The sequence below is a fragment of the Pseudomonas congelans genome, from assembly GCF_900103225.1.
Taxonomy (GTDB): Bacteria; Pseudomonadota; Gammaproteobacteria; order Pseudomonadales; family Pseudomonadaceae; genus Aquipseudomonas; species Aquipseudomonas congelans.
This window is the reverse complement of the sequence record NZ_FNJH01000001.1, coordinates 1,180,150-1,203,316: the sequence shown is the minus strand read 5'-3', so window position 1 is coordinate 1,203,316 and position 23,167 is coordinate 1,180,150. Positions and strand designations below refer to the sequence as shown.

At 61.7% G+C, this 23,167-nt stretch carries 24 protein-coding genes; 17 read left to right on the top strand and 7 right to left on the bottom strand.

Features of this window, described 5'->3' with window-relative positions; translation table 11 throughout:
• The first annotated feature begins 39 nt into the window (after positions 1-39).
• The 3 genes from BLR20_RS04720 to BLR20_RS04710 all read left to right on the top strand — a co-directional run bounded on the left by BLR20_RS04720 (position 40) and on the right by BLR20_RS04710 (position 3,648).
• Positions 40-1,926: a feruloyl-CoA synthase gene (locus BLR20_RS04720; protein ID WP_054994174.1), complete on the top strand. Its 1,887-nt coding sequence runs from the start codon at positions 40-42 to the stop codon at positions 1,924-1,926.
• Positions 1,923-3,173, top strand: a complete 1,251-nt coding sequence (locus tag BLR20_RS04715) for a thiolase family protein (protein ID WP_054994173.1) — start codon at positions 1,923-1,925, stop codon at positions 3,171-3,173. Before BLR20_RS04720 ends, BLR20_RS04715 begins: the two co-directional genes overlap by 4 nt.
• A 133-nt stretch (positions 3,174-3,306) precedes the next feature.
• Entirely contained in the window at positions 3,307-3,648 is a 342-nt protein-coding gene (locus tag BLR20_RS04710; RefSeq protein ID WP_054994172.1) for a hypothetical protein, read from the top strand.
• A 19-nt stretch (positions 3,649-3,667) separates the two neighbouring features.
• On the opposite strand, the gene BLR20_RS04705 is transcribed toward BLR20_RS04710, so the two are convergent.
• A complete protein-coding gene (locus tag BLR20_RS04705; RefSeq protein WP_032614063.1) occupies positions 3,668-4,072 on the bottom strand; it encodes a RidA family protein in 405 nt (134 codons plus the stop codon).
• Between the two features lie 156 nt (positions 4,073-4,228).
• Here BLR20_RS04705 and BLR20_RS04700 point away from each other — a divergent pair, with 156 nt between their 5' ends.
• Positions 4,229-5,164, top strand: a complete 936-nt coding sequence (locus tag BLR20_RS04700; protein ID WP_054994171.1) for a LysR family transcriptional regulator — start codon at positions 4,229-4,231, stop codon at positions 5,162-5,164.
• 12 nt (positions 5,165-5,176) lie between these two features.
• Here the strand turns inward: BLR20_RS04700 and BLR20_RS04695 are convergent, their stop codons facing one another.
• Positions 5,177-6,094, bottom strand: a complete 918-nt coding sequence (locus BLR20_RS04695) for a LysR family transcriptional regulator (RefSeq protein WP_003346362.1) — start codon at positions 6,092-6,094, stop codon at positions 5,177-5,179.
• A gap of 156 nt (positions 6,095-6,250) precedes the next feature.
• On the opposite strand from BLR20_RS04695, the gene BLR20_RS04690 reads away from it, so the two are divergent.
• The 3 genes from BLR20_RS04690 (at position 6,251) to BLR20_RS04680 (ending at position 8,936) form a co-directional block, all read left to right on the top strand.
• Complete coding sequence (locus BLR20_RS04690; protein WP_054994170.1) at positions 6,251-7,006, top strand: 5-oxoprolinase subunit PxpA; 756 nt, start codon at positions 6,251-6,253, stop codon at positions 7,004-7,006.
• 86 nt (positions 7,007-7,092) lie between these two features.
• Positions 7,093-7,965 (top strand): 5-oxoprolinase subunit B family protein, encoded by an 873-nt coding sequence (locus BLR20_RS04685; protein WP_010432719.1) that lies wholly within the window; start codon positions 7,093-7,095, stop codon positions 7,963-7,965.
• A complete protein-coding gene (locus BLR20_RS04680; protein ID WP_010432722.1) occupies positions 7,962-8,936 on the top strand; it encodes a 5-oxoprolinase subunit C family protein in 975 nt (324 codons plus the stop codon). The genes BLR20_RS04685 and BLR20_RS04680 overlap by 4 nt, the downstream gene beginning before the upstream one ends.
• A 5-nt stretch (positions 8,937-8,941) precedes the next feature.
• Here BLR20_RS04680 and BLR20_RS04675 read toward each other — a convergent pair whose 3' ends face one another.
• Complete coding sequence (locus BLR20_RS04675; protein WP_054994169.1) at positions 8,942-9,523, bottom strand: TetR/AcrR family transcriptional regulator; 582 nt, start codon at positions 9,521-9,523, stop codon at positions 8,942-8,944.
• A 321-nt stretch (positions 9,524-9,844) separates the two neighbouring features.
• Here BLR20_RS04675 and BLR20_RS04670 point away from each other — a divergent pair, with 321 nt between their 5' ends.
• Both BLR20_RS04670 and BLR20_RS04665 read left to right on the top strand, forming a co-directional pair.
• Positions 9,845-11,029: an L-dopachrome tautomerase-related protein gene (locus BLR20_RS04670; RefSeq protein WP_010432727.1), complete on the top strand. Its 1,185-nt coding sequence runs from the start codon at positions 9,845-9,847 to the stop codon at positions 11,027-11,029.
• 26 nt (positions 11,030-11,055) lie between these two features.
• A complete protein-coding gene (locus BLR20_RS04665) occupies positions 11,056-11,364 on the top strand; it encodes a putative quinol monooxygenase (protein WP_054994168.1) in 309 nt (102 codons plus the stop codon).
• 47 nt (positions 11,365-11,411) lie between these two features.
• Here BLR20_RS04665 and BLR20_RS04660 read toward each other — a convergent pair whose 3' ends face one another.
• The 4 genes from BLR20_RS04660 to BLR20_RS04645 form a co-directional block, all read right to left on the bottom strand.
• Complete coding sequence (locus BLR20_RS04660; RefSeq protein ID WP_054994167.1) at positions 11,412-11,894, bottom strand: hypothetical protein; 483 nt, start codon at positions 11,892-11,894, stop codon at positions 11,412-11,414.
• Between the two features lie 117 nt (positions 11,895-12,011).
• A complete protein-coding gene (locus BLR20_RS04655) occupies positions 12,012-13,343 on the bottom strand; it encodes an OprD family porin (RefSeq protein WP_024643274.1) in 1,332 nt (443 codons plus the stop codon).
• Between the two features lie 57 nt (positions 13,344-13,400).
• Positions 13,401-14,996: an MFS transporter gene (locus BLR20_RS04650; RefSeq protein ID WP_054994213.1), complete on the bottom strand. Its 1,596-nt coding sequence runs from the start codon at positions 14,994-14,996 to the stop codon at positions 13,401-13,403.
• A 10-nt stretch (positions 14,997-15,006) separates the two neighbouring features.
• Positions 15,007-16,215, bottom strand: a complete 1,209-nt coding sequence (locus tag BLR20_RS04645; protein WP_054994166.1) for an aspartate transaminase — start codon at positions 16,213-16,215, stop codon at positions 15,007-15,009.
• A 276-nt stretch (positions 16,216-16,491) separates the two neighbouring features.
• Between BLR20_RS04645 and nac the strand changes: the two genes are divergently transcribed.
• The 8 genes from nac to BLR20_RS04605 all read left to right on the top strand — a co-directional run bounded on the left by nac (position 16,492) and on the right by BLR20_RS04605 (position 23,071).
• Positions 16,492-17,403, top strand: a complete 912-nt coding sequence (nac, locus tag BLR20_RS04640; RefSeq protein WP_054994165.1) for a nitrogen assimilation transcriptional regulator NAC — start codon at positions 16,492-16,494, stop codon at positions 17,401-17,403.
• A gap of 115 nt (positions 17,404-17,518) precedes the next feature.
• Positions 17,519-17,965, top strand: a complete 447-nt coding sequence (locus BLR20_RS04635) for an acetyl-CoA carboxylase biotin carboxyl carrier protein (protein WP_054994164.1) — start codon at positions 17,519-17,521, stop codon at positions 17,963-17,965.
• Between the two features lie 55 nt (positions 17,966-18,020).
• Positions 18,021-19,373, top strand: coding sequence for an acetyl-CoA carboxylase biotin carboxylase subunit (gene accC / locus BLR20_RS04630; protein WP_054994163.1), 1,353 nt, complete (start codon positions 18,021-18,023; stop codon positions 19,371-19,373).
• Positions 19,370-20,041: a 5-oxoprolinase subunit PxpB gene (gene pxpB / locus BLR20_RS04625; protein WP_054994162.1), complete on the top strand. Its 672-nt coding sequence runs from the start codon at positions 19,370-19,372 to the stop codon at positions 20,039-20,041. Before accC ends, pxpB begins: the two co-directional genes overlap by 4 nt.
• The gene (locus tag BLR20_RS04620; RefSeq protein WP_054994161.1) at positions 20,038-21,009 is read left to right on the top strand and encodes a 5-oxoprolinase subunit C family protein; all 972 of its coding nucleotides are present in this window, start codon (positions 20,038-20,040) and stop codon (positions 21,007-21,009) included. Before pxpB ends, BLR20_RS04620 begins: the two co-directional genes overlap by 4 nt.
• Entirely contained in the window at positions 21,009-21,431 is a 423-nt protein-coding gene (locus BLR20_RS04615) for an acetyl-CoA carboxylase biotin carboxyl carrier protein (RefSeq protein WP_054994160.1), read from the top strand. The genes BLR20_RS04620 and BLR20_RS04615 overlap by 1 nt, the downstream gene beginning before the upstream one ends.
• Positions 21,421-22,191: a LamB/YcsF family protein gene (locus BLR20_RS04610; RefSeq protein ID WP_054994159.1), complete on the top strand. Its 771-nt coding sequence runs from the start codon at positions 21,421-21,423 to the stop codon at positions 22,189-22,191. Before BLR20_RS04615 ends, BLR20_RS04610 begins: the two co-directional genes overlap by 11 nt.
• A gap of 127 nt (positions 22,192-22,318) precedes the next feature.
• Positions 22,319-23,071, top strand: coding sequence for an SDR family oxidoreductase (locus BLR20_RS04605; protein WP_054994158.1), 753 nt, complete (start codon positions 22,319-22,321; stop codon positions 23,069-23,071).
• Positions 23,072-23,167: the final 96 nt, after the last annotated feature.

Here is a 23,167-nt window from a genome sequence, read left to right as displayed (position 1 = left end):
GACGTTTGGCGCCTGCGTACCTTGATGGAGATAACGCACGTGAGTTCCGATATCAGATCATCAACGCTGCAAAGTGAAGATAATGCACCGCGCTACCGTCATGTCTCCATCGGCCACCCGCCCATCGAGGTGCGGGAAGAGCAGGGCGTTCTGCATATGCGTTCCCTGGAGCCCCTGGCACGATTGCCCGACCGGCTGCTTGACCGGCTGGTGTACTGGGCTCGGTTGCGTCCGCAACAGACCTTTATTGCCGCCCGCGACAGCCGCGGCGGCTGGCGCAAGGTCAGTTATGCCGAGATGCTGACTGATGTGCGCGCTATCGCGCAGAGCCTGCTGGCGTACGGCCTTTCCGCCGATCGGCCGCTGGCGTTGCTGTCAGGTAACGACATCGAGCACTTGCAGCTTGCTCTGGGCGCCATGTACGCCGGCATTCCTTACAGCCCGGTATCACCGGCGTATTCGGTCATGTCCCAGGATTTCGCCAAGTTACGACACGTCTGTGACGTGTTGCGGCCAGGGCTGGTATTTGTCAGTGATGCCGCGCCGTTTCAGCGTGCCATTGATGCCGTCATTCCGGCGGAAACGCCGGTCATCACTGTACGCGGACAACTCAACGGCAGACATCAACTGAGCTTCTCCAGCCTGCTCGAAGAGCCGGGCGGCAGCGAGGCCGAGGCAGCTTTTCTGGCCAGCGGCCCCAACACCATCGCCAAGTTTCTGTTCACCTCGGGCTCGACCAAACTGCCCAAGGCGGTGGTGACTACCCAGCGCATGCTGTGTGCCAATCAACAGATGCTGTTGCAGACGTTCCCGGTGTTCGGCGAAGAGCCGCCCGTGCTGGTCGACTGGCTGCCCTGGAACCACACCTTCGGCGGCAGTCACAACATCGGTATCGTGCTGTACAACGGCGGCACGTTCTATCTGGACAACGGCAAGCCGACCGCACAAGGCTTCGCCGAGACCTTGCGCAACCTCAAGGAAATTTCGCCGACCGCTTACCTGACTGTGCCCAAGGGCTGGGAGGAGCTGGTCAACGCACTGGAGCAGGATGCCGAGCTGCGCGAGCGATTCTTCTCGCGCATCAAGCTGTTCTTTTTCGCCGCTGCCGGGTTGTCGCAAAGCATCTGGGATCGCCTTGACCGGGTGGCCGAGCAGCATTGCGGCGAGCGGATTCGCATGATGGCCGGGCTGGGCATGACCGAAGCCGCGCCTTCCTGCACTTTCACCACCGGGCCATTGTCGATGGCCGGGTATATCGGCCTGCCCGCACCAGGATGCGAAGTGTGTCTGGTGCCGGTGGATGGCAAGCTCGAAGGGCGTTTTCGTGGTCCGCACATCATGCCGGGCTATTGGCGCTCGCCGCAGCAGACTGCCGAAGTGTTCGACGAGAACGGCTTCTACTGCTCCGGCGATGCGATCAAGCTTGCCGATCCGGCGGCACCCGAACTGGGCCTGATGTTCGACGGGCGTCTGGCCGAAGACTTCAAGCTGTCTTCGGGTGTGTTCGTCAGTGTCGGCCCGATGCGCAACCGCGCGGTACTGGAAGGCTCGCCGTACGTGCAGGATGTGGTCATCACCGCGCCTGACCGCGAATGCCTCGGGGCGCTGGTGTTTCCCAGAGTGCACGAGTGTCGGCAACTGGCCGGGCTGGATGCACAGGCCACTGATGCGCAGGTATTGGCCAGTGCGCCGGTACGCGAGTGGTTTGCCGGCTGGCTGGCGCGCCTGAACCAGGGCGCGAACGGCAACGCCAGCCGTCTGGAGTGGATCGCGCTGCTTGATCAGCCCGCGTCCATTGATCGCGGCGAAATCACCGACAAGGGATCGATCAATCAGCGCGCCGTCCTGCAGTGGCGCGCAGACAAGGTCGAAGCGCTGTACCGTGATCAGGACCCGGACAAGCTCAATGCCGAGCCCAAGGCATGAGCGGCGGCGGGCAGTATTCGGCATTCCGTGACGTCGCCATCGTCGAGGCCGTGCGCACGCCCTGGGTGGATCTGGGTGGCGCTCTGGCGCCTGTCTCGCCCATCGATCTGGGTATAAAGGTCGGCCGCGAGGTGCTGGCGCGTGCCGCCATTGAGCCAGGTCAGGTAGACAGCGTGCTGGCCGGCTCGATGGCGCAAGCCAGTTTCGATGCGTACCTGCTGCCCCGGCATATCGGTCTGTACAGCGGCGTCGCGCAGAGCGTTCCGGCCTTGGGTGTGCAGCGCATCTGCGCCACCGGCTTCGAGCTGTTGCGCCAGGCCGCCTTGCACGTGGGCGAAGGCGGGCAGATGGCGCTGTGCGTCGCCGCCGAGTCCATGTCGCGCAACCCGATCGCGGCCTATACCCACCGTAATGGCTTCTCGCTCGGTGCCGCCGTGCAGTTCAAGGATTTTCTCTGGGAAGCGCTGTATGACCCGGCACCGGCGATGGACATGATCGCCACGGCAGACAACCTCGCCAGGCGTCATGGGCTGAGCCGTGAGGCGGTGGACAGCTATGCCTTGCTCAGTCATGAGCGCGCGCTGCAATCGCAAATTTCCGGCAAATGGACCGAGGAAATTGTCCCGGTCGGCAGCGAGCGCTTTGAGTTGGACGGCTATCAGCCACGTGGCATCGAGTTGCCCCGGGGGATTGAAGCGGTCACGCAGGACAGCCATCCGCGTACGACCCATCTGGCAGCGCTATCGCGTTTGCGCGCCATTCACGCTAATGGGGTGCAGACCGCAGGCAACAGCTGTGCGGTAGTCGATGGCGCAGCGGCAGCCTTGGTGGGCCGCGCTTCGCAATCGACGCGACCGGTGCTGGCGCGTCTGCTGGCCAGCGCGGTAACGGGTGTTGCGCCAGAGTTCATGGGCATCGGCCCAGCACCGGCGATCCGCCTGCTGTTGCAGCGCAGCGGGCTGACGCTGAGCGATATCGGTCGGCTGGAAATCAATGAAGCGCAGGCTGCTCAGGTTCTGGCGGTGGCACAAACGCTGGAACTGGACCACGAGCGGCTCAACTGCCTGGGTGGATCACTGGGCCTGGGACACCCATTGGCAGCCACCGGGCTGCGGTTGGTCATGACCCTGGCCCGGCAACTGCGCGAGGCGGGCCTGCGCTATGGGGTCGCTGCAGCCTGCGTCGGCGGCGGGCAGGGCATGGCGCTGCTGATCGAGAATCCCCGCTATGCCTCCAGCGGCGTATAGCCAGGAAAATACCCGCAGATGCGACATTTTTCCTGCTTTAAACGCTACGCCCCACGCACATCATCCTTTAGCGCTTGACCGAAGCGAAGCGAACAGTGAATCTCGCACCTCTCGATCCCACGGAGCCCCGTCTATGCGCGCCCTCGCTGAGCTTTCTTTCGATTTCGTCTGGCATTTGATGTTCACGGATGACAAACAGCTCGACCAGGATCTGGCAGTGCGCTCGCTGGAAAATCTTTCCGATTGTTTTTCGCTGATGTCCGACGAAGAGAAAAGGGCGTTCATCGCGGTGGCTCACGAACGCAAGGCGCGCCTTTTCGCAGTGCCCGATGCCGACGGCTACTCGCCGATACGTCTGGCCACCGAAGAGCAGGCGCAGTTTCTCGAACATGTGGTGTCCGGGCAGTTCTTCCAGCATTTCGAAGAGCCCCAGGCTGCGGATGCAAGCGAGCGCGTGGTGCCGATTCGCCGCTGAGCAGACGCAGGCCGCCGGGTTAGTGCCCGGTGGCTTCCGGCAACCTGGCGATGACCTTGATCTCGAAATCGAAGCCATATAGCCAGGTCACACCGATGCCCGTAAGCGTCGGGTGCGGCGCGTCGCCCCAGAATTCTGGAATCACTTTCCATATCCGCTCGAACCTTGCCTCGGGATCGACAATGAACACCGTCACGTCGACTACATTGTCGAACGTGCAGCCGGCCGCCAGCAGGATGGCGTTCAGGTTGCTGAACGCAAGGCGCACCTGTTTTTCCAGATCCGGCTCGGGTGAGCCGTCTTCGCGGCTGCCGACTTGTCCGGAAACGAACAGAAAACCATTGGCGCGTATGGCGGGCGAATAGCGATTGCGCTCGTAAAGCGCCTGGCGGCCAGCCGGGAAAACGACGTCACGTTGGGTCATGTGGGGCTCCATCAAAACGTGGGTATGAAAGCTGAAGTCAGCGTTGAAGCCACAGTAGGGACTTGCGCCCGTGCGATAAACGAGCAACCGTGCTCAGCACTGTTTGGGAAAACCAAACAATCGACAGGCCGATGGGACAAGACAGCGGGGGCGAGGATGGACCGTTTCGACGCAATGCAAGCGTTTGCCCGCGTGGTGGAAACCGGCAGTTTCACCAAGGCCGCCGCCACGCTGCACATGAGCAAGACCAGCGTGACGCAACTGGTACAGCAACTGGAGGCCCGTCTGCGGGTCAGGCTGCTCAACCGCACCACGCGGCGGGTCAACGTGACTGCCGACGGTGCAGTGTTTTACGAGCGCGTGGTCAGGCTGCTGGCCGACATGGATGATGCCGAGACCAGTCTGTCCAGTGCAACGTCGCTGCCCAGAGGACGATTGCGCGTGGACGTGCCCAGCCCGCTGGCCAGCCTGCTGCTGATGCCCGCCTTGCCAGGCTTTCATGCGCGTTATCCGGACATTCAGATCGATATGGGCGTCAGCGACCGTATGGTCGATCTGATCGGCGAGAACGTCGACTGCGTAGTGCGCGGTGGCGAAATAGCCGATCAGTCGCTGATGGCGCGGCAGGTGGGCGACCTGCAACTGGGTGTTTATGCCGCGCCGGACTATCTACAGCGAATGGGCACGCCTGTTCATCCGCAAGAGCTTGAAGACTCGGCTCATCGCATCGTCGGCTATCTCTGGGCGCGCACCGGCAAGGCGCTGCCCTACGCCATGCACCGCGCCGGGGAAAAGGTCCATGTGCAGGGGCGCTATACGCTGGCGGTGGATGATGGCAATGCCTACATTGCGGCAGGGCTGGCCGGAATGGGCATTCTCTGGCTGCCGGACTACATGGCCAGGGCGCACCGGGAGTGCGGCGCCCTGGTCCCTTTGTTCGAAGACTGGCAACTGGACAGCATGCCGATGTACGTGGCATTCCCGCCGAACCGGCACATCAGCATCAAGGTGCGCGTGTTTATCGACTGGATCACCGAGCTGATGGCCGAGCATGCGCCTGTCACTCGGCCACCGGCACACGCTGCGCAATAGTGCGCCGCGGGTTCAACGCCGTGCCGACAGTTGCTGCGGGGCCAGAAATGCGTCATGAAAATAGTTGCGGAAGGCCTGCATGGCCGGGCTCAACTCACGTTCGCGGTGCCAGGCCAGGCCGACGCTCATGGGCGTCACCGTGTCGGTGACGGTGATCGTTTCGATACGCTTGCCTTCCAGCGACCAGGGGCGATGCACCAGATCGGAGAGGATCGCCACGCCGCTGCCGTTGGCGACCATGCTGCGCACCGCTTCCACCGAGCTGGTGCGGATTCTGACGTTGGGCTGCTGCCCGGCCAGTTCCCAATAGCGCATGGCGCTTTGTTCGGCTTCGTCGACGGTCAACAGGATATAGGGCTCCTGCGCGACGTCGGCGAGGCTGACAGAGGCGCGTTGGCACAGCGGGTGATGGCTGGACAGCCACAGGCGGCGCTCGGAGTTGAACAGCGTTTCCGAGATGATATCCGGGTGAGTGATATTTGCCGTCAGCACCACCGCCATGTCGAAGCGACCTTGCAGCAGGCCTTGTTCGATGGCTTGTCGTTCCTGTTCATGCACCTCGATGGCGACGTCCGGGTGCCAGTGTTCCAGGCGCTGCAAATGATGCGGCAGGAAGTAGCCGATGACCGTGTAGCTGGCGGCCAGGCGCAATACGCCGCTGGCGCGAATATCGGGCAGCGGGCTGTTCAGCGCATCATCGACGCTGCGCAGGATGACGTAAGCCCGGTTGAGAAAGTGACGGCCTGCTTCAGTCAGGCTCATGCCCTGTGCCGAGCGCTGAAACAGCAGGGTACCGAGCATGCTCTCCAGTTCCTTGATCGCCGTGGTGACCGCCGATTGGGAAATGTTCAGGTGAATGGCCGCCTGCGAGATCTGCCCGATCTCGGCAGTTGCCACGAAATAACGGACCTGGCGCAAGGTCAGGGACATAAGCACTCCAGACAGAGGTTGCACTGGGCGGGGTATCTGTTTTTCAGAAGATGGCGTATCTGTTAATAGATCTACCCAAGGGGTGCGACTGAATTTAACGTGCTTTGCATGAAGCCGGATAGCCCTTTGTCCGGACAGCCCCCAGGAGCAATAGCCATGCAGGTGGATTTCAACTCGGACATGGGTGAAAGCTTTGGCGCGTGGACCATTGGTGACGGCGTCGACATTGAATTGATGACGTTTATCAGCTCCGCCAATATTGCGACCGGGTTTCACGCGGGTGACCCCGGCACCATGCGCCGCACGATCGAGCAGGCGAAGCGCCTGGGCGTTGCCATCGGCGCACACCCGGGGTTCCGCGACCTGGTCGGCTTTGGCCGCCGGCATATCAACTCGACGCCCCAGGAACTCGTCGACGACATGCTCTACCAACTGGGAGCCCTGCGCGAGCTGGCGCGGGTTCACGGCGTGGCCTTGCAGCATTTCAAACCCCATGGTGCCTTGTACATGCACCTGGCCAGGGACGAAGCCGCAGCCCGACTGCTGGTGGAAAACCTGCAGCGCCTGGAGCCTGATTTGCTGCTTTACTGCATGCCCGGTTCGGTTATCTGCAAGATCGCCGAGGAGCTGGGCCAGCCGGTGATCCGCGAGTTCTATGCTGATCGCGATTACGACCTCAGCGGCTCCATCGTTTTCACCCGTCACGTACGCGCGCTGGACCCGACCGAAGTCGCAGCCCGCGTGGTGCGTGCGTGCCTGCAAGGTCTGGTGCGTACCGTCGAGGGTGAGGATCTGAGTATCGAATTCGATTCGATCTGCCTGCACAGCGATACGCCCGGCGCGCTGGACCTTGCGGAAGCGACACGCCTGGCGCTCGACGCTGCGGGCATCAAGGTGCGTGCACCGCGTTGAGTCCAAGGTATCGTGTGCGCAGACGCACGAGCCGTGTTACTGATTTTTGCCTGCCGTTCTACAACGATTTCAAGAAAGGAACAGACATGGCTGATCCGATACGCTACAGCTTTGGCGCTGATGAACATCTGTTCGCCGAGGTCAGTGACAGTATGTCGCTGGAAGCATTTTTCAAGGGGCTGGCAGTGACCCGTGCGGTCGAGCGTCTGGCGCTGGATGGTGTGCTGGACGTGTGCCTGGCCAACGCGTCATTCCAGATTCGTTTTGACCCGGACCGCATCGCACCACATGTGTTACTTGAAGCGGTAAGGGCGGCCGAGGCCGGTGCGGTCGCCGAACGTACCCTGCAGACCCGGATCATCGAGATCCCGGTGCTGTACAACGATCCGTGGACCCACGAAACCCTGATGCGTTTTCGTGACCGCCATCAGGACCCCGGTTCCACCGATCTGGAATACGCTGCACGCATCAATAATCTGGCGGATGTCGATGCCTTCATCGCCGCCCACAGCGGCGCGCCGTGGTTCGTTTCGATGGTCGGTTTTGTCGCCGGTCTGCCGTTCATGTTCCAGATGGTGGAGCGCGAGCGTCAGCTGCAAGTGCCCAAATACCTGCGTCCGCGCACCGATACCCCCAAGCACACACTCGGCCACGGCGGCTGCTTCGGCTGCATCTATTCGGTACGCGGAGCGGGCGGTTATCAGATGTTTGGCGTCACTCCCGCGCCGATCTATGACCCGCAGCAGAAGCTGGCCTACCTGAAAGAGCACATGGTGTTCTTCCGGCCGGGCGATATCGTCCAGTTCAAACCGCTTGACCGGCAAGCCTATGACGAGGCTGTCGCAGAGGTGGAAGCGGGGCGCTTCGACCTGCGTATCCGCCCGGTCGAGTTTTCACTGGATGCCTTTCTGGCCGATCCGGTTGGCTATCCCAAGTCGTTGCAGGAGGTGCTGGCATGATCAAGGTGCTCAAACCCGGTCTGGCCACCTCGGTTCAGGACCTCGGCCGCGAGGGCTATTATCACCTGGGCATCCCGCCCTCAGGTGCGCTCGACCAGTACGCCCTCAGCGCCGCCAATCAGCTGGTTGGCAACCCACCCGGTGCTGCGGGGCTTGAATGCACATTGCTGGGTCCGGAACTGGAGTTCCAGTGCGATACGCTGGCTGCGGTCTGCGGCGCGCACATGGCGGCGCGCCTCGACGGCGTGGAAATGCACCACGACACTGCCTTTGCGGTGAAGGCCGGGCAAGTGCTGCGTTTCGACTTTCCCAAGGACGGTGCGCGCACCTATCTGGCCGTCGCGGGCGGTATTGATGTGCCACTGGTGCTGGGCAGCCGTTCGACTTACACGCTGGGGGCGCTTGGCGGTTTTCAGGGCCGTCGACTGGCCGCTGATGATGAGCTTCCGATAGGCACACCCAGCGGCAAGGGCCGTGCCGGGGCCAGCCTGCCGATGGCTTTGCGCCAATCGCTGGGTGGTGAAGTGTATCTGCGGGTAGTGCCGGGCCTGTATTACGAGCGCCTGACCGAATTTGCCGCCACCAGTTTTTTCTCCGAGCCGTGGAGCGTCGGGTCGGAAGCCGACCGCATCGGTTATCGCTTCAAGGGGGGCAGGGCGCTGACCTTCCAGCCTAGGGAACAGCCATTCGGGGCGGGTTCCGATCCATCCAATATCGTCGACAGCTGCTACCCGATCGGCTCGATTCAGGTGCCTGCCGGGCTGGAACCGATTGTGTTGCACCGTGACGCGGTGTCGGGCGGAGGCTACGCGATGATCGGCACGGTGATCAGCGCGGACCTGGATCTGATCGGTCAGATGCAACCCAACCAGACCGCCCGATTCGTGGCCGTAACGCTGGAGGAAGCGCTGGTGGCGCGCAAGTCATACAAGAAGAAGCTGGCGTGCCTGAGCAAACTGTTTCCTTCCTGAGACTGTCAGTCGGTCTGCCCGGACTCCAGTTGTGCCCGCATCCTGGCTCGGCACACCTCGAGTATTTCGTCCGCCAGCGGCGAATCATTCGGGCAGCTGCGTGACAACAGCAGGGCCCCCAGCGCATGGGCAAAGCGGTCGATGGTGTTTGCCCGCGCCTGTTTCCATTCTTCGTCGCCGGGTGATGCCTGTGCGGGAGCAAGCGCTGCAAGCAGGCTCTCGATGCCGTCGGCGAAGGTTGTTTTGACCTCGTCCGGCTGGCGCGCTGCATCGCCGCTCAGCGCGGCCAGGGGGCAGCCCGTGCCGAGGTTGTCGCGGTGCTCTCGGGACAGGTAGTAATCGATGAATTGCGCTGGATCGATGCCGGTCGAGTTCGTCACGGTCTGCGAGATGGCACAGGCCGCCGACTCGGCCATCAAGTCGGATTTGGAACCGAAATGCTTGTAGAACCCGCCGTGGGTAAAGCCCGCCGCAGCCATCAGGTCGGCCACCCCGACACCGTCATAGCCATGTTCGCGGAACTGGACGGATGCCGTCTCGACGATGTGCGCCCGGTTGGCCTGGGCCTGCGCCTTGGTAACTCTCATGCAGGTTGCCTCTTTGCCTGTCTGGTTATGCCTGTCTGGGCCTGGAAGAGCGTGAATATAGCATTGATGCTGACCGTCATCAAAACCGCTGATCGCAGGCTGTTGAAGGCAGCAGATGGCTGACGGGCGATACGGATCTTCGCCTCCGCGTTGAAAGTGTTAGCGTAATCCCCGCGTTTTTCTTTGTAACAAGAAAGATCAGACTAAGCGCCAACCTGTTTATCGCTTACCTTGCGCGGCAGATGTGATGAGCGTCATTACCCCTCGCGCGCAAAAAGCCCCCAATGCTGATGGGCAACTGGCCCTTCAGGAGAGAGCACCATGCATCGAACGAAAATTTCCGCAGCACTTGCCATCATTTCCGCAGCCACACTCGCCACTTCGCTGGCTTACGGCGCGACCGCCATTCCACTGCCTGCCAGTGCGCCTGCCGACAAACCCATCGGCAAGCTCGAGCAGGTCCATGCCTTTTATGACGCGATGCCCACCGGCGTGACCGTGACTGAAACCGGACGGATCTTCGTCAACTTCCCTCGTTGGGGCGACAAGGTGCCGTTTACCGTGGGCGAGATTCGTGACGGCAAAGTGGTTGCCTACCCCGATCTGGCGGTCAACAAGGAGAACCCCAAAGACCCCGGCGACGGGCTGATCAGCGTGCAGAGCGTGGTCGCCGACGGCAAGGGGCGTGTCTGGCTTCTGGACACGGCCGCACCGGGTTTTGCGTCTCCGCGTCGAGGCGGCGCCAAGCTGGTTGCGGTGGACCTGGCCACCAACCGGATCGTCAAGCGCTTGGTGTTTCCGGATAACGTCATCTTGCCCGGCACCTATGTCAACGACATGCGCTTTGATTTTCGCAAGGGATCGGAGGGGACGGTCTATGTAACGGACTCATCCTTGAGCGGGCCGGGCGCGATCATTGTCATGGACATTGCCAGCGGCCACGCCGTGCGACGTTTGAACGGGGCGCAGGCAACGTCTGTCGATCCGGCTTTTGTCCCTGTCGTCGAGGGCGTGGCCGTGCTGGGCGATGGCCCGAACGGAACGCGCAAACCGGTCGGCGTCGCCTCGGACGGCATTGCGTTGTCGGCAGACGGCAAGACACTGTATTTCTCGCCGTTGTCCAGCCGCCATCTGTATGCCGTGGCCACCGAGCTGCTGAACGACAGTAAGGTCAGTGAGCAGCAGTTGGCAGCGGCGGTGCAGGATCTCGGTGAAAAAGGCGCTTCGGATGGCCTGGAGGCTGATGCCAAAGGCGCGGTATACGCAGGCGACTACGAGCATAACTCGATTCGCAAACGCCTGCCGGATGGCACCTGGCAAACCGTGGCACACGATCCGCGCATGCTGTGGCCTGACACCTTGTCGATCGGCCCGGACGGCTACCTGTACTTCATCGTCAACCAGCTGCACCGCCAAGCCAACTTCAACGCCGGCCATGACAAGCGGGAAAAACCCTACAGCCTGCTGCGTTTGAAAATAGACGCTGCGCCCGCACCTACCCATTGATCGAATCGACTACCGGAGCATCGATAATGAACGCACCTGCAAAGCCATTGGCCTTGATGGCAGTCCTGAAAGCCAGTGCCGGCAAGGAGTCGGCCCTGAAACACGCATTATCGGCACTCGTGGAACCGACCCGGGCGGAGCCGGGCAATATCGAGTACACACTGTTCGAAGCGCGTGATGAGCGCGGCACGTTCTATATGCGTGAGTGTTTCAAGGACCAGGCCGCACTGGATGCCCATGTCGCCACACCGCACTACCAGCAGTTCGCGGCGGTCAGCGGCGAGCTGCTGGCAGAGCCGCCGCGACTGATATTTCTTGATCAGGTATCGAGCTGAGTGTCCGAAAGGGCCCGGTCAGTCCGGGCCCTTTCGCAGTGAGTTGATCAGTTCTGCAACAGGAGTACTAGCGCACCGGCCAGCGCAACCACCCATTGCACAGCCAGTAAGATCACCAATCCCTTCGGCGCCCGCCGAATGAACCAGTACACCGTATTGAGCACCGCCGATATCAGATTGGTAAACCACAGTGCGGCAGCTGCAAGCACTCGATTTATTTGAGGCCAGTCGCCGTCCAGATTCAGAAAAAAGATAGCGACACAAACGCCGACAGCCACAACCGCAACTGAGGCGAAGGCAATGTACCTGCTCAGGTAAAGCGAGCTGAAGGGCATGCCAGTCTGGTTTTCCATTCCAGGGTAGGGTGCTGCAGGCATATCGCTAAAGGCAGGGTGAATGGCCTTGTGAGGTGTCGCCTGGACGCCTGCTTGAGGCGCGGACGGTCCCGACTCCAGATGACCGTTTTCAGGCTCTACTGACGGTGGCGGACGGGCGGGATCAGTTGCGTCATCCGGATGTGTGCTGTTCATGGTGTTCGCTTCCTTTGCATATTGCAGAGGTTATAACGAATGATTGGCCAATACGAGTTCGGGTGACTGATGCCGGTTCGCACAGCAGACACGTCCTGCATCTGCTGTCCCGTTGCCTTAGAAAATATTGATCGGGTAACTGACGATCACCCGGTGCTCGTCCGAGTCACGCTGGCTGGCGAATTCGGTGCGCAGTTGCGCGTGGCGTAGCGCGACGCTGAGGTTTTTTGCCGGGCCGGACTGCACTACATAACTCAGGGTCACGTTGCGTTCCCATTCCTTCTTGTCGCCGTCGGACGTCTGGATGTTCGAGCCGCTTTCATACATTGCCAGGAAGTTGAGACCCGGTACGCCCAGTCTGGCGAAATCGTAGCCATAGCGGACCTGCCAGGTACGCTCTCCGGCACGCTGGAATTTACCGATCATGGACTCGGTCATGAAGTAAGCGGTCGAACCGTCACCCTGATTCAGCCAGACCGCGTCGCTGTCGCCTGTCACGGCCTGGTAACCCGCGGCGAAAGTGTGGCCATTGATCAGGTAGGTGAACTGCGCGCTGGACAGGCGGCTGTCGACTTCACCCTTGGTGACGCCGTTGCCGTAATAACCCACTGTGTAGAACGCCGGGTCATGACCGTTGGCACCGTCCGAGCGGTTGTCGAAATGGCGCAGGTCGGTGCGCAGGGTGCCCGGGCCCAGTTGCATGTCGTATTTCAGGCCCAGAAAGTTCTGCTTGTAGAAGTTTTCCAGGTTGCCGTAGTAGTACTGCAAGGTCAGGTCTTTGGTCGGTTTGTAATCGACGCCTGCATAGTAGAACTTGTTGACGAACTCGCCGGTCAGCGGGTTGTTTGCACCCGGAATGGACATGCCCATCTGATTGGTCGAACCACGGCCCATGACATGTTCCAGCTGGCCTGCGGTGAAGGTGAAGTCCTTCAGGTCGCCAGACTGAATCTGCCCGCCACGAAAAGTCTGTTGCAACATGCGGTCGGTGGACATCACCACCGGCAGCATGGGCACCAGCGTGCCGTATTTCAGTTCGGTCTTGGAGACGCGTGCCTTGAGCGTCGCCCCCAGGCTGCTGAACTCGTCGACCGCACGACCGTCGCTGTCCGTGGGAAAGATATTGCCATTGAACGCCGTGCTTTGCGGGTTGTAGTGGCGGCCTTTGCCCGAGTCCAGACGAATGCCCAACTGGCCGAGTGCATCGACACCGAAGCCCACTGTGCCCGGCGTATAGCCCGACTGGTAGTTGAGCATGAAGCCCTGGCCCCACTCCTGTGTGTAGTTCGGGTCGGCAGCGCCGCTGCGATTGTCTGCGTTACTGAAGAAATTGCGCGCAAGAATGCTGGCCTTGCTGTCCTCCAGAAAACCTTCGGCGTAGCTCTGCTGAGCGATCAGCAGACCACAAAAGCCCGCAACGAAAGGGGTGGCGCGATTGATACGCTCCATCGGGTTCATCCTCATGCTGTAATTAAGTGTTTTATGAGAGGCAGAGTCAGGCGGCAGTCAGGTTTCTTGTTGTTTTTCAGGCGCAGGTGTTGCAGATGAGTTCGTTGCAGACGTTGCTGCACGGGGCACCTGATGAAGCGTGATGCGAGGCAGTCGGTGCAGAACCAGCAACGCGAGCACGCCGAGTCCCGCGCATGTCAGCAGCCCTGTGCCAACGGCCTGGGCGAGGGCAGTGCGGGCTATCAGCAAAGCCGCATCGACATTCGCCGAGGGCGCGTGCTGCAGCAGAACCTGAGGGTCTGCCAGGCGCGGCAAGGCCGACGCCTCACCTGCTGCGCTCAGCGCACGTTGCAGGTTGGCGACATACAGCACTTTGACCAGCACACCCATGGCCGCCGTGCCCAGCAAACCGCCGACCAGTCGCAAGGATTGGGTCAGCGCCGTGGCAATGCCGAGAAATTGTCGTTCGGCGAGCGTCTGGGTGAACACGGTCAGGTTGAGCAGAATGAAACCCAGCCCCAGCCCCGCCAGAAGAATGAGCCCCAGCAAGGTGCTGAACCCGGCATGCAGCCCGATCAGAGCCAGGGCAATGCAGGCGACTGACAAGGCCGCGAACCCTGCGATTGGCAGCCGGTTGGGGTTGTCCATGCGCGTCACGATCCGACTGTTGACGATGGCGCCCAGTGTGATGCTCAGCGCCAATGGGGTAAGCAGTAACCCTGCGTCTTTGGGTGAGTAGCCGTAGCTGCCCTGCAAGAGCAGCGGCAGGTAAAAAAGAAGCGTGAACATGATGGCGCCAGCCAGCAGCGACATGACGAACAGCAGGCGGATGCTGCGGTTGGCGAACAGCCCGGCGGGCAGCAAGGCAAAGGCACAGCGGCGCTCCTGGAACCACAGGCCGGCCATGGCCGCAAGGGTCACGGCGCCACAGGTCAGACTGATCGACAGAGAACGCTGGCCCAGCCATTCGACGAACAATTGCAGGCTGCCCAGAGCGAGTACGATCAATAAAGCCCCGAGCCAGTCGAGCCTGATCGCACCGGCAGAATGGGGTCGATACCCTTGCGGGCGATACCACGGCAGAAAGCGCCAGGCAAAAAACAAGGCAACCACGCCCAGTGGCAGGTTCAACCAAAACACCGAACGCCAGCCAAACTCGCCGGACAGATAACCCCCCAGCCCTGGACCGATGGCATTGACTACGCTGAACATGGCGCTCAACAACACCTGCCAGCGCAACCGCTGGCGGGTGTCGGGAAACAGCTCGGGCACGCAGGCAAAGGCGGTACCGATCAACATGCCGCCGCCCACACCTTGCAAGGCTCGCCCGATCACCAGTACCAACATGCTGTCTGCCAGTGCGCAGAGCAGCGAGGCCAGCGTGAAGATGACTGTTGCAGCCAGCACGAATGGTTTGCGCCCGTAAAAATCGCCCAGCCGGCCAAAGATCGGGATGGTCACGATAGACGCCAGCAGGTAGCCGGTGGCGACCCAGGCGTACAACTCGAAACCGTTGAGTTCGGCGACGATGCTTGGCAGTGCGTTGCCGATGACCGTCTGATCCAGCGCGGAAAGGCCCAGCACCAGTGATATGCCAAGCATCGCCAACAAAGCCTGTTTGAAGGTCAGGGCTGGATGGCTCGGCGTCGTCATGTCGAGGTGCTCAGCGCAACGCTGCGACAGCAGCCGCCATGCGCGTGCAGCCGTTTTCAAGGGTTTCCAGTGCTGTAGCCGTAGACATCCGGAAGAACGGTGCCAGGCCATAGGCGGTGCCTGCGACAACGGCCACGCCCTGGCTTTCCAGCAGATACAGAACCACGTCCGTATCGGCTTCCAGTACCGAGCCTGACGGTGTGGTTTTGCCGATCAGTGCCCCGCAATTGACGTAGAGATAGAACGCGCCCTCGGGCTTGATGCAGCTCAGGCCGTCAATGGCGTTGATCAGCTCAAGGCAACGATCACGGCGCTGTTTGTAGACCTTGACGCTGTCGCTGACAAAAGACTGGTCGCCGTTGAAGGCGGCTACTGCGGCGGCCTGGCTTACCGAGCAGGCGTTGCTGGTGGACTGCGATTGCAGGGTCGCCATCGCCTTGATGATATCGTCGGGGCCTGCGGCGTAGCCGATGCGCCAGCCGGTCATGGCGTAGGTTTTCGACACGCCGTTGATGATCAGCACACGTTCGCGCAGCGCTGGCTCGACAGTGAGCAAGTGGCTGAGCGGAGCGTCGTCGTAGCGGATGTGCTCGTAGATGTCATCGGTCATGACCAGCACGTGCGGGTAATCGAGCAGTACGTCGGCCAGCGCGCGCCATTCGGATGCGCTGTAGGTAGCACCGGTCGGGTTGCTCGGCGAATTGAGCAACAGCCAGCGGGTGCGCGGGGTGATCGCATTGCGCAGTTGCGCGGCAGTCAGCTTGAACTGGTTTTCTTCCGGACATGCCAGGGTCACCGGGCGTCCGTCGCAGGCCAGGACCATGTCCGGGTAGGACACCCAGTAAGGTGCAGGGATCAGCACTTCATCGTCGACACCCAATGTCGCCGCGAATGCATTGAAGATCGCGGCCTTGGCACCACTGGTGACCACGATCTGGCCAGGCGTATAAGCAAGGCCGTTTTCACGCTGCAGCTTGGCGGCGATGGCCTCGCGCAACGCCGTGGTGCCAGCGTTGAGCGTGTAGCGCGTTTCACCGTTCTCGATGGCGGCACAGGCGGCCTGACGAATGTGCGCTGGCGTGTCGAAGTCCGGCTCGCCAACCACCAGATTGATGATCGATTTGCCTGCGCGCCGCAGTTCATTGGCCCGATCGGCAGCAGCGCTGCTTGGCGACGGTTTGATACGGAGCACGCGGGCAGCGATGCGAGATGCGGTCACGTTGGCATTCCTCGTTGATGGCCTTGACGGGGAATACGTTACGAGCCGGTGAGGTGCTCGCCATAAGACGAGTTCGTTCTGGGTTGATAGGCAGCGCTTATGACCGCAGATGAACCAGCGTCGCACCAAAAGCGGGCGGGCAATGGTTGCAGGGGGATCAGCGCCTGGAGAACCCGATCAGCTGGGACTGACATAGCAATTGCTTATGTCTGGTTTTTCCGGAGCTGGCCTGGGTCTTGCTGAAGTCTGTGTGTCGTGACTCTGGAGTGCAGCACCTTGAACCTTCGCCGTTTGAAGTATTTCGTGAAAATTGTCGATATCGGCAGCCTGACCCAGGCCGCCGATGTGCTGCACATTGCGCAACCTGCGCTGAGCCAGCAGTTGGTGACGCTGGAGGCCGAGTTGCAGCAACAGTTATTGATCCGCACCAAGCGCGGCGTCACCCCGACCGAGGCGGGCAAGGTTCTGTATGGGCATGCTCAGGTGATCCTGCGCCAGTGCGAGCAGGCGCAGAGTGACGTCAATGCCAGCGGCCTCGCGTTATCGGGGCCGGTGTCGGTAGGGCTGGCGCCCGGCACTGCCGCTTCGACCCTGTCGCTGCCGTTGCTCAAGCGGGTACGCGAGCGTCATCCGGGCATTCTGCTGTACCTCAATGAGAACTTTGGCACCACCCTCAGCGAGCTGATCATGACCGGGCGCATGGACATGGCCGTTCTCTATGGCGGGCGAGAGGTACATGGCCTGAGTTTCGTGCCGTTGATACGTGAGCAGCTGTACCTGGTGAGTGCCGAAGAGACGCTCCAGGGCTGCGAGGAAATTGCGCTCAGCGAACTGGCCGATATCGACCTGCTGTTGCCGCGCACCTACAACACTGTCCGGCGTCTGGTGGACGAGGCATTTGTGCGTATCGATCGCAGTGCCCGTGTGGTGGCAGAAGTCGAATCGTCGACGACGCTGGCCGCAGCAGTGGCCGATCGATTCGGCTCGACCATTCTTCCCGAGTCTGCTGCACGGGTGCTGGCAGACACGCATGCGGTCAACCTGAGCCGCATTGTCGAACCCGAAATCGAAGCACCTCTCGCGCTGTGCCTATCCGGGCACTTGCCGCTGTCGGTTCCGGCCCAGGCGGTCAAGGCGATCCTTCTGGAGCTGGTCGCAGAGATGCGCGGCAACCGCCGTACGCAATGACCCCGACGTCATAAGGGGCGCTTATCACCCCACAGTCAAACCGTCTTGGCGGTCAAAAACCTGCCTCGTTACATTGCCCTCAGCCACATTTCATTTGCCAGGCAAGGGCTGTTGCATGAAACCGGAACGTATCAAAGCACTTATCGACCTGATGGCCGAATCGGACCTGAGCGAACTGAGCCTGTGTGAAGGCGACGCGCAGCTGCGTTTGCTGCGCGAGCCCGCTCAGGTCGCCAATCGCGCCAATCCGGCTGTTTCGACAGCGCAGACGACGCCTGCAGCGCGCACGGTTTCTCCGGCTCAGGCAAGTACGACAGCCGCTGTGCAGCAGACACAGGCCTGCGCTTCGCTGTATGGGGTGTTGCATCTGACCCCGGCACCCGACCAGCCGCCTTTCGTCGAGATAGGCACGTCCGTCGAGGTGGGGCAGACCCTGGCAGTGGTCGAGGCCATGAAGATGTTTCATCCGGTGAAGGCTGAAGCGGCAGGGGTCGTGACTGCCATTCTGGTTGCCAATGGCGAAGAGGTTCAGGCCGGTCAAGCGCTGTTCAGCATTGCTTGATGGTCTTGAGTTGCCTTGCGGACCGTTTTGCGGGTTCACCGATCAGGGGTTTTTGATGTTCGATAAAGTGTTGATCGCCAATCGCGGCGAAATCGCCCTGCGCATACAGCGCGCCTGCAGGGGCCTGGGCCTGCGTACGGTAGCGGTCTATTCCGAAGCGGATCGCGACGCCGGTTATGTACAGCAGGCCGACGAAGCGCTGTGCATCGGTCCTGCCGCAGCGGGGCAGAGTTATCTGAATCAGGCGGCCGTGCTCTATGCAGCGCAGCTGACCGGTGCTCAGGCGATCCATCCCGGCTACGGGTTTCTGTCTGAAAATGCTGCGTTCGCCGAGCGCATCGAGCAGGCTGGCCTGACCTTCATCGGCCCCAGCGCTGCGTGCATTCGGGTGATGGGTGACAAGGTCGCTGCCAAGCGGGCGATGCGCGAGGCCGGCGTGCCGTGCGTACCCGGTCCGGACACCAGCATGCCCGCCGATCCGCAAAGCATCCTGCAAATCGCCCGCGACATCGGCTACCCGGTCATCGTCAAGGCCGCAGGCGGCGGCGGAGGGCGGGGCATGCGCGTGGTTCAGGAAGAGTCTCAGCTGCTCGATGCGATTGCGCTGACCCGCGAAGAAGCCCGACACGCCTTCGGCAATCCCGAGTTGTATATCGAGAAGTTTCTGGGTCAGCCGCGCCATGTCGAGATTCAGGTGTTATGCGATGCCTACGGCAATGCCGTCTGGCTCGGCTCGCGGGATTGCTCGATGCAGCGCCGCCACCAGAAGGTCCTTGAGGAGGCACCTGCGCCCGGCATCGACGCGGCATTGATGGCCAGGGTGGGCGAGCGTTGCGCACAGGCTTGCCGCCAGATCGGCTATCAGGGCGTCGGCACGTTCGAATTCCTGTTTGAAAAGGATGAGTTCTATTTCATCGAGATGAACACCCGTCTGCAGGTCGAGCATCCGGTAACGGAAATGACTTCCGGCATCGACATTGTCCAGCAGCAGATTCGCATGGCGATGGGCGAGCGTCTGAGTTTCAGTCAGGCAGACGTTAGCGTGTCGGGCCACTCGCTGGAGTGCCGGATCAACGCCGAGGATCCGTGCAGCTTCATGCCGACGCCGGGGTTGGTCACCCGCTGGCTGATCCCCGGTGGTATTGGCGTGCGGGTCGATTCGCATGTCAGCCACGGCTACCGCGTCCCGCCTTACTACGATTCGATGGTGGCGAAGGTCATCACCCACGGCGCCAGTCGCGACGAGGCGTTGGCACGCATGCGCCTGGCCCTGAGCGAAATGCATGTCGAGGGTATCTCGACCAACATCGCGCTGCATCGCGACATTCTGCAGGACCCGGTGTTCTGCAAGGGTGGCATGGATATTCATCATCTGGAGCGCTGGCTGCAGACAAGGAGCCAGCCATGACCCTTGTGCAGGCGCCGAATGCGCCAAGAATCACCTTGTTGGGAACCACTGCGTTGCTGTTCGAAGCACCCGGTGAGCTCGACCTGGCACCGCAGCAACGGATATGGGCGCTGGCCCGTCTGAGCAAGGACTGGCCGCAGGTACGCGAAGCGGTCCCCGGGATGAACAACCTGATGTTGACCTTCGCGGCGCCGCCGCGCGATCTGGCCGGTCTGAAAACCCGTTTGCTGGAGGCCTGGGAACAGTGCCAGCCGCTGCCGTTGCAGGGCCGGATCATTGAATTGCCGGTGGTGTACGGCGGTGATGGCGGCCCGCACATGGCTGATGTCATCGCCCATACCGGGCTGGATATCGAAGCCGTTGCCAATCTGCACTGTGAGCCGCTGTACCCGGTATACGCCTTGGGCAGCCATCCGGGTTATTGCTACCTGGGCGGCATGGATCAGCGTCTGGCAACGCCGAGGCGCAAGGTGCCGGTACTCGATATCGGTGCCGGGTCGGTCTCTATCGGTGGCGTTCAGACGGGTATTTCCGCGTCGGCCGGCCCCAGCGGCTGGAACACCATAGGACGCACGGAGATGGTGTTTTTCGATGCGGGTCAGCACCCTCCGGCGCTGTTGCAACCAGGTGATCAACTGCGCCTGCGTATCGAGAGGATCATCCGATGATCGAAGTTATCAGCGCTACCGCACTGGCGACCGTCCAGGATCTGGGGCGGCATGGCAGCCTTGGCTATGGCGTCGGCACGTCCGGAGCGATGGACACGCTTTCACTGCGGCTCGGCAATCTGTTGCTGGGCAACGATGAAGACGCGGCGGGCATTGAAATTCCGCTGTTCCCGTTCGAAGTGCGGTTTGTCGATGACTGTACCTTCGCGATCACCGGAGCCGCCTGCGGTGCGTCGCTCGATGGGCAGCGGCTGCCGGGCAACTGGGTCGCTCAGGCGCGCAAGAATCAGGTGTTGCGGCTCAATTACCCGACGATGGGCAGCCGCGCTTATCTGTGCCTGGCCGGTGGCGTCGATGTGCCGGTGGTGCTGGGCTCGCGCAGTACGCAATTGCGTGGGGCTTTTGGTGGCTGGCAGGGCCGTGCGTTGCAGCAGGGTGATGTGATTCCTGCGGGCGCTGCCAACCAACTGCGTGCCAGTGATTTCGGTGTGCAATCGTCCGTGGCGGCCTTGCCGTTGATGCTCGACGGGTTGCCCGCCATCCGGGTTCTGCCGGCGGCCGAGTTCGATTGTTTCAGTGCCGAGGCGCAAGACGCGTTTTTTGCCGGCGAATGGAAAATCACCACGCAGAGCAACCGTTACGGCTACCGCATGGAGGGCACGCCCTTGCTTGCGCGCGAGGCGCTGGAAATTCGCTCTCACGGCATCGTGCCTGGCGTGATTCAGGTGCCCCACGGCGGTCAGCCGATCGTACAGATGCGTGATGCCCAGCCCAGTGGCGGTTATCCCAAGTTTGCCACGGTCATTGAAGCCGACCTGTGGCGCCTTGGTCAGGCCCCGATCGGCAGCAAGGTGCGTTTTGTGCAGTGCAGTTACGACGAGGCGGTCGAGGCGCTGGACACCAATCACGCTTTCATCGAAGACGCCCGGCGCATGCTCGCGCTGCGCAGCCTGCAAGGACATCGCTGATGAACATCAAAGAGATTCGCCAGCTGGCAGCATGGATTCGGGACGCCGGGCTTACTGCGCTGGAACTGAAACGCCCGGGGTTCGAGCTGGTGATTCGCCGAGGCGAGCCTGTGCGGGCCTTTGCTGCGCCTTCAGCGACACAGGTTGCCGCTGAGCCGTCTGCGCTGACTGCCCATGTGGTAACCGCCGATAACCCCGGCGTATTTGTGTCGAGCCATCCTGATGAACGCAGCCGCTACGTAAAACCCGGCGATGCAGTAGCTGCGGGGCAGTTGCTGGGGTTGTTACGCATCGGCCTGCTGTATCTGCCGGTGCGCAGTAACCAGGCAGGACGCGTGGTGCGCTTCCTGGCCGCCGAGAACGAACGCGTCGGTTATGGCCAGCCGCTGATCGAACTGGAGGAACATGAGCATGCGCATTGATCTGAATGCTGATCTGGGCGAGGGCTTCGGGCCCTGGACCATGGGCGAGGACGAGGCGTTGATGCCATTGATCTCCTCGGCCAACGTCGCCTGCGGCTTTCATGCCGGAGACCCGTTGATCATGGACAGCACGGTGCGCCGCGCCAAGGCGCTGGGCATCGATCTCGGTGCGCATGTCGGCTTCCCTGATCTGCAGGGGTTCGGCCGTCGCAGGATGAACATCGAACTCAAGGAGTTGTGCGCCATTTTGGTGTATCAACTCGGCGCTCTGGCGGGTATTGCAGCCGCTGCCGGTTACCGCGTCACGCACATGAGTTTTCACGGTGCGCTGGGCAATATGGCCGCGGCCGATGCCGAACTGGCCGGGCCTCTGGTAAGGGCGGTCGCAGCTTTTGACCCGCAGTTGATCATCAGTTCATCCAGCAGCGCGGCCATCGAGAGTGCCGCCGAGGCGTGCAATCTGAGGGTGGCGACGACCTTTCTGGCTGACCGCGCCTATGACGAAAACTGTCTGCTGGTACCGCGAGGCATTGCCGGCGCGGTGGTCAGGGACCCGGAGCAGGTCCGGGCCAGGGTTGCGCAACTGCTGCAGGACGGCACCGTCACCACCCTGAGCGGCAAGCGTGTGGCGGTCAATGCGCAGTCGATTCTGCTGCATGGCGACACGCCGGGGGCGGTGGAGCTGGCGCGCAGCATTCGCCAAAGCATCGAAGAGCAGGGCGGGGTCATCACCCCGGTTTCACAGTTGCTCGGGTCATAAGCGCAGCTTATTGCCACACAACCATTGTGTCTTGGTCGCTGCCCGTGACGCTCGTTAAAGTCCGGTACAAGGCGATCAGCATTACTAGCCAAGCGGCTGATCGACGCTTATTCAAGGAAACCCCGACATGCCTTTTTCCGATTACAAAACCGCGCTGGTCACCGGCGCTTCTTCCGGCATTGGCGAAGCCGTCGTCGAGCGGCTGTGTGCCGAAGGTCTGCAGGTCCATGCGCTGGCGCGCAGTGCAGACAAGCTGGCGGCACTGGCGCAGCGCACCGGTTGCATCGCACACGCCATCGACGTGACCGATCTGGCTGGCCTGACGGGCTTGTTTCAGGCCCATCATTTCGATGTGGTGGTCAACAATGCCGGAGTCGACCGGCCTGGCTCGCTGCTCAAGGCGGACGCCGAAGGCATTGATCTGCTGGTTGATGTGAACCTGCGCGCGGTATTGCAGATCGCCAGGCTCTCGTTGCCAGGGATGGTCGAGCGTGATTGCGGGCACATCATCAACATCAGCTCGATCGCTGCGGCCTACAACTTCGGTGGCAACTCGACGTACCACGCGACCAAGGCGGCGGTAAGCATGCTGTCCCGGCAGTTGCGCATTGATGCCTTCGGCAAGCGCGTGCGGGTCACCGAAATCTGTCCGGGGCGCGTGGCGACGGATATCTTTGCCCACGTGCACGGCGACTCCGAGGAAGTGCGCAAGCGTTTCATCGAGGGCTATGAGCTGCCGGTGGCCAAGGACATTGCCGATGCGATCGCCTATGTGATTGCCGCGCCCATCGCGGTCAACATCGGGCATATGGAAATTACCCCGACGCTGCAGGTCCCCGGCGGACTGTCGACTGCGCGCCCGCAGGACTACGAAGGCTGAAGCTGCGTCTTCAAGGGCTGTACCCCATCACGAGAGCGGCTCCAGCCGCCATGCCATACCCGCGCCAGAACCGCTGGCGCCTTGCTTCTGCCCTGG

Coding starts and splice junctions, on each gene's coding strand:
- BLR20_RS04715 (WP_054994173.1), top strand. CDS start 1,923: ATGAGCGGCGGCGGGCAGTATTCGGCATTCCGTGACGTCGCCATCGTC.
- BLR20_RS04710 (WP_054994172.1), top strand. CDS start 3,307: ATGCGCGCCCTCGCTGAGCTTTCTTTCGATTTCGTCTGGCATTTGATG.
- BLR20_RS04705 (WP_032614063.1), bottom strand. CDS start 4,072: ATGACCCAACGTGACGTCGTTTTCCCGGCTGGCCGCCAGGCGCTTTAC.
- BLR20_RS04700 (WP_054994171.1), top strand. CDS start 4,229: ATGGACCGTTTCGACGCAATGCAAGCGTTTGCCCGCGTGGTGGAAACC.
- BLR20_RS04695 (WP_003346362.1), bottom strand. CDS start 6,094: ATGTCCCTGACCTTGCGCCAGGTCCGTTATTTCGTGGCAACTGCCGAG.
- BLR20_RS04690 (WP_054994170.1), top strand. CDS start 6,251: ATGCAGGTGGATTTCAACTCGGACATGGGTGAAAGCTTTGGCGCGTGG.
- BLR20_RS04685 (WP_010432719.1), top strand. CDS start 7,093: ATGGCTGATCCGATACGCTACAGCTTTGGCGCTGATGAACATCTGTTC.
- BLR20_RS04680 (WP_010432722.1), top strand. CDS start 7,962: ATGATCAAGGTGCTCAAACCCGGTCTGGCCACCTCGGTTCAGGACCTC.
- BLR20_RS04675 (WP_054994169.1), bottom strand. CDS start 9,523: ATGAGAGTTACCAAGGCGCAGGCCCAGGCCAACCGGGCGCACATCGTC.
- BLR20_RS04670 (WP_010432727.1), top strand. CDS start 9,845: ATGCATCGAACGAAAATTTCCGCAGCACTTGCCATCATTTCCGCAGCC.
- BLR20_RS04665 (WP_054994168.1), top strand. CDS start 11,056: ATGAACGCACCTGCAAAGCCATTGGCCTTGATGGCAGTCCTGAAAGCC.
- BLR20_RS04660 (WP_054994167.1), bottom strand. CDS start 11,894: ATGAACAGCACACATCCGGATGACGCAACTGATCCCGCCCGTCCGCCA.
- BLR20_RS04655 (WP_024643274.1), bottom strand. CDS start 13,343: ATGGAGCGTATCAATCGCGCCACCCCTTTCGTTGCGGGCTTTTGTGGT.
- BLR20_RS04650 (WP_054994213.1), bottom strand. CDS start 14,996: ATGACGACGCCGAGCCATCCAGCCCTGACCTTCAAACAGGCTTTGTTG.
- BLR20_RS04635 (WP_054994164.1), top strand. CDS start 17,519: ATGAAACCGGAACGTATCAAAGCACTTATCGACCTGATGGCCGAATCG.
- accC (WP_054994163.1), top strand. CDS start 18,021: ATGTTCGATAAAGTGTTGATCGCCAATCGCGGCGAAATCGCCCTGCGC.
- pxpB (WP_054994162.1), top strand. CDS start 19,370: ATGACCCTTGTGCAGGCGCCGAATGCGCCAAGAATCACCTTGTTGGGA.
- BLR20_RS04620 (WP_054994161.1), top strand. CDS start 20,038: ATGATCGAAGTTATCAGCGCTACCGCACTGGCGACCGTCCAGGATCTG.
- BLR20_RS04615 (WP_054994160.1), top strand. CDS start 21,009: ATGAACATCAAAGAGATTCGCCAGCTGGCAGCATGGATTCGGGACGCC.
- BLR20_RS04610 (WP_054994159.1), top strand. CDS start 21,421: ATGCGCATTGATCTGAATGCTGATCTGGGCGAGGGCTTCGGGCCCTGG.
- BLR20_RS04605 (WP_054994158.1), top strand. CDS start 22,319: ATGCCTTTTTCCGATTACAAAACCGCGCTGGTCACCGGCGCTTCTTCC.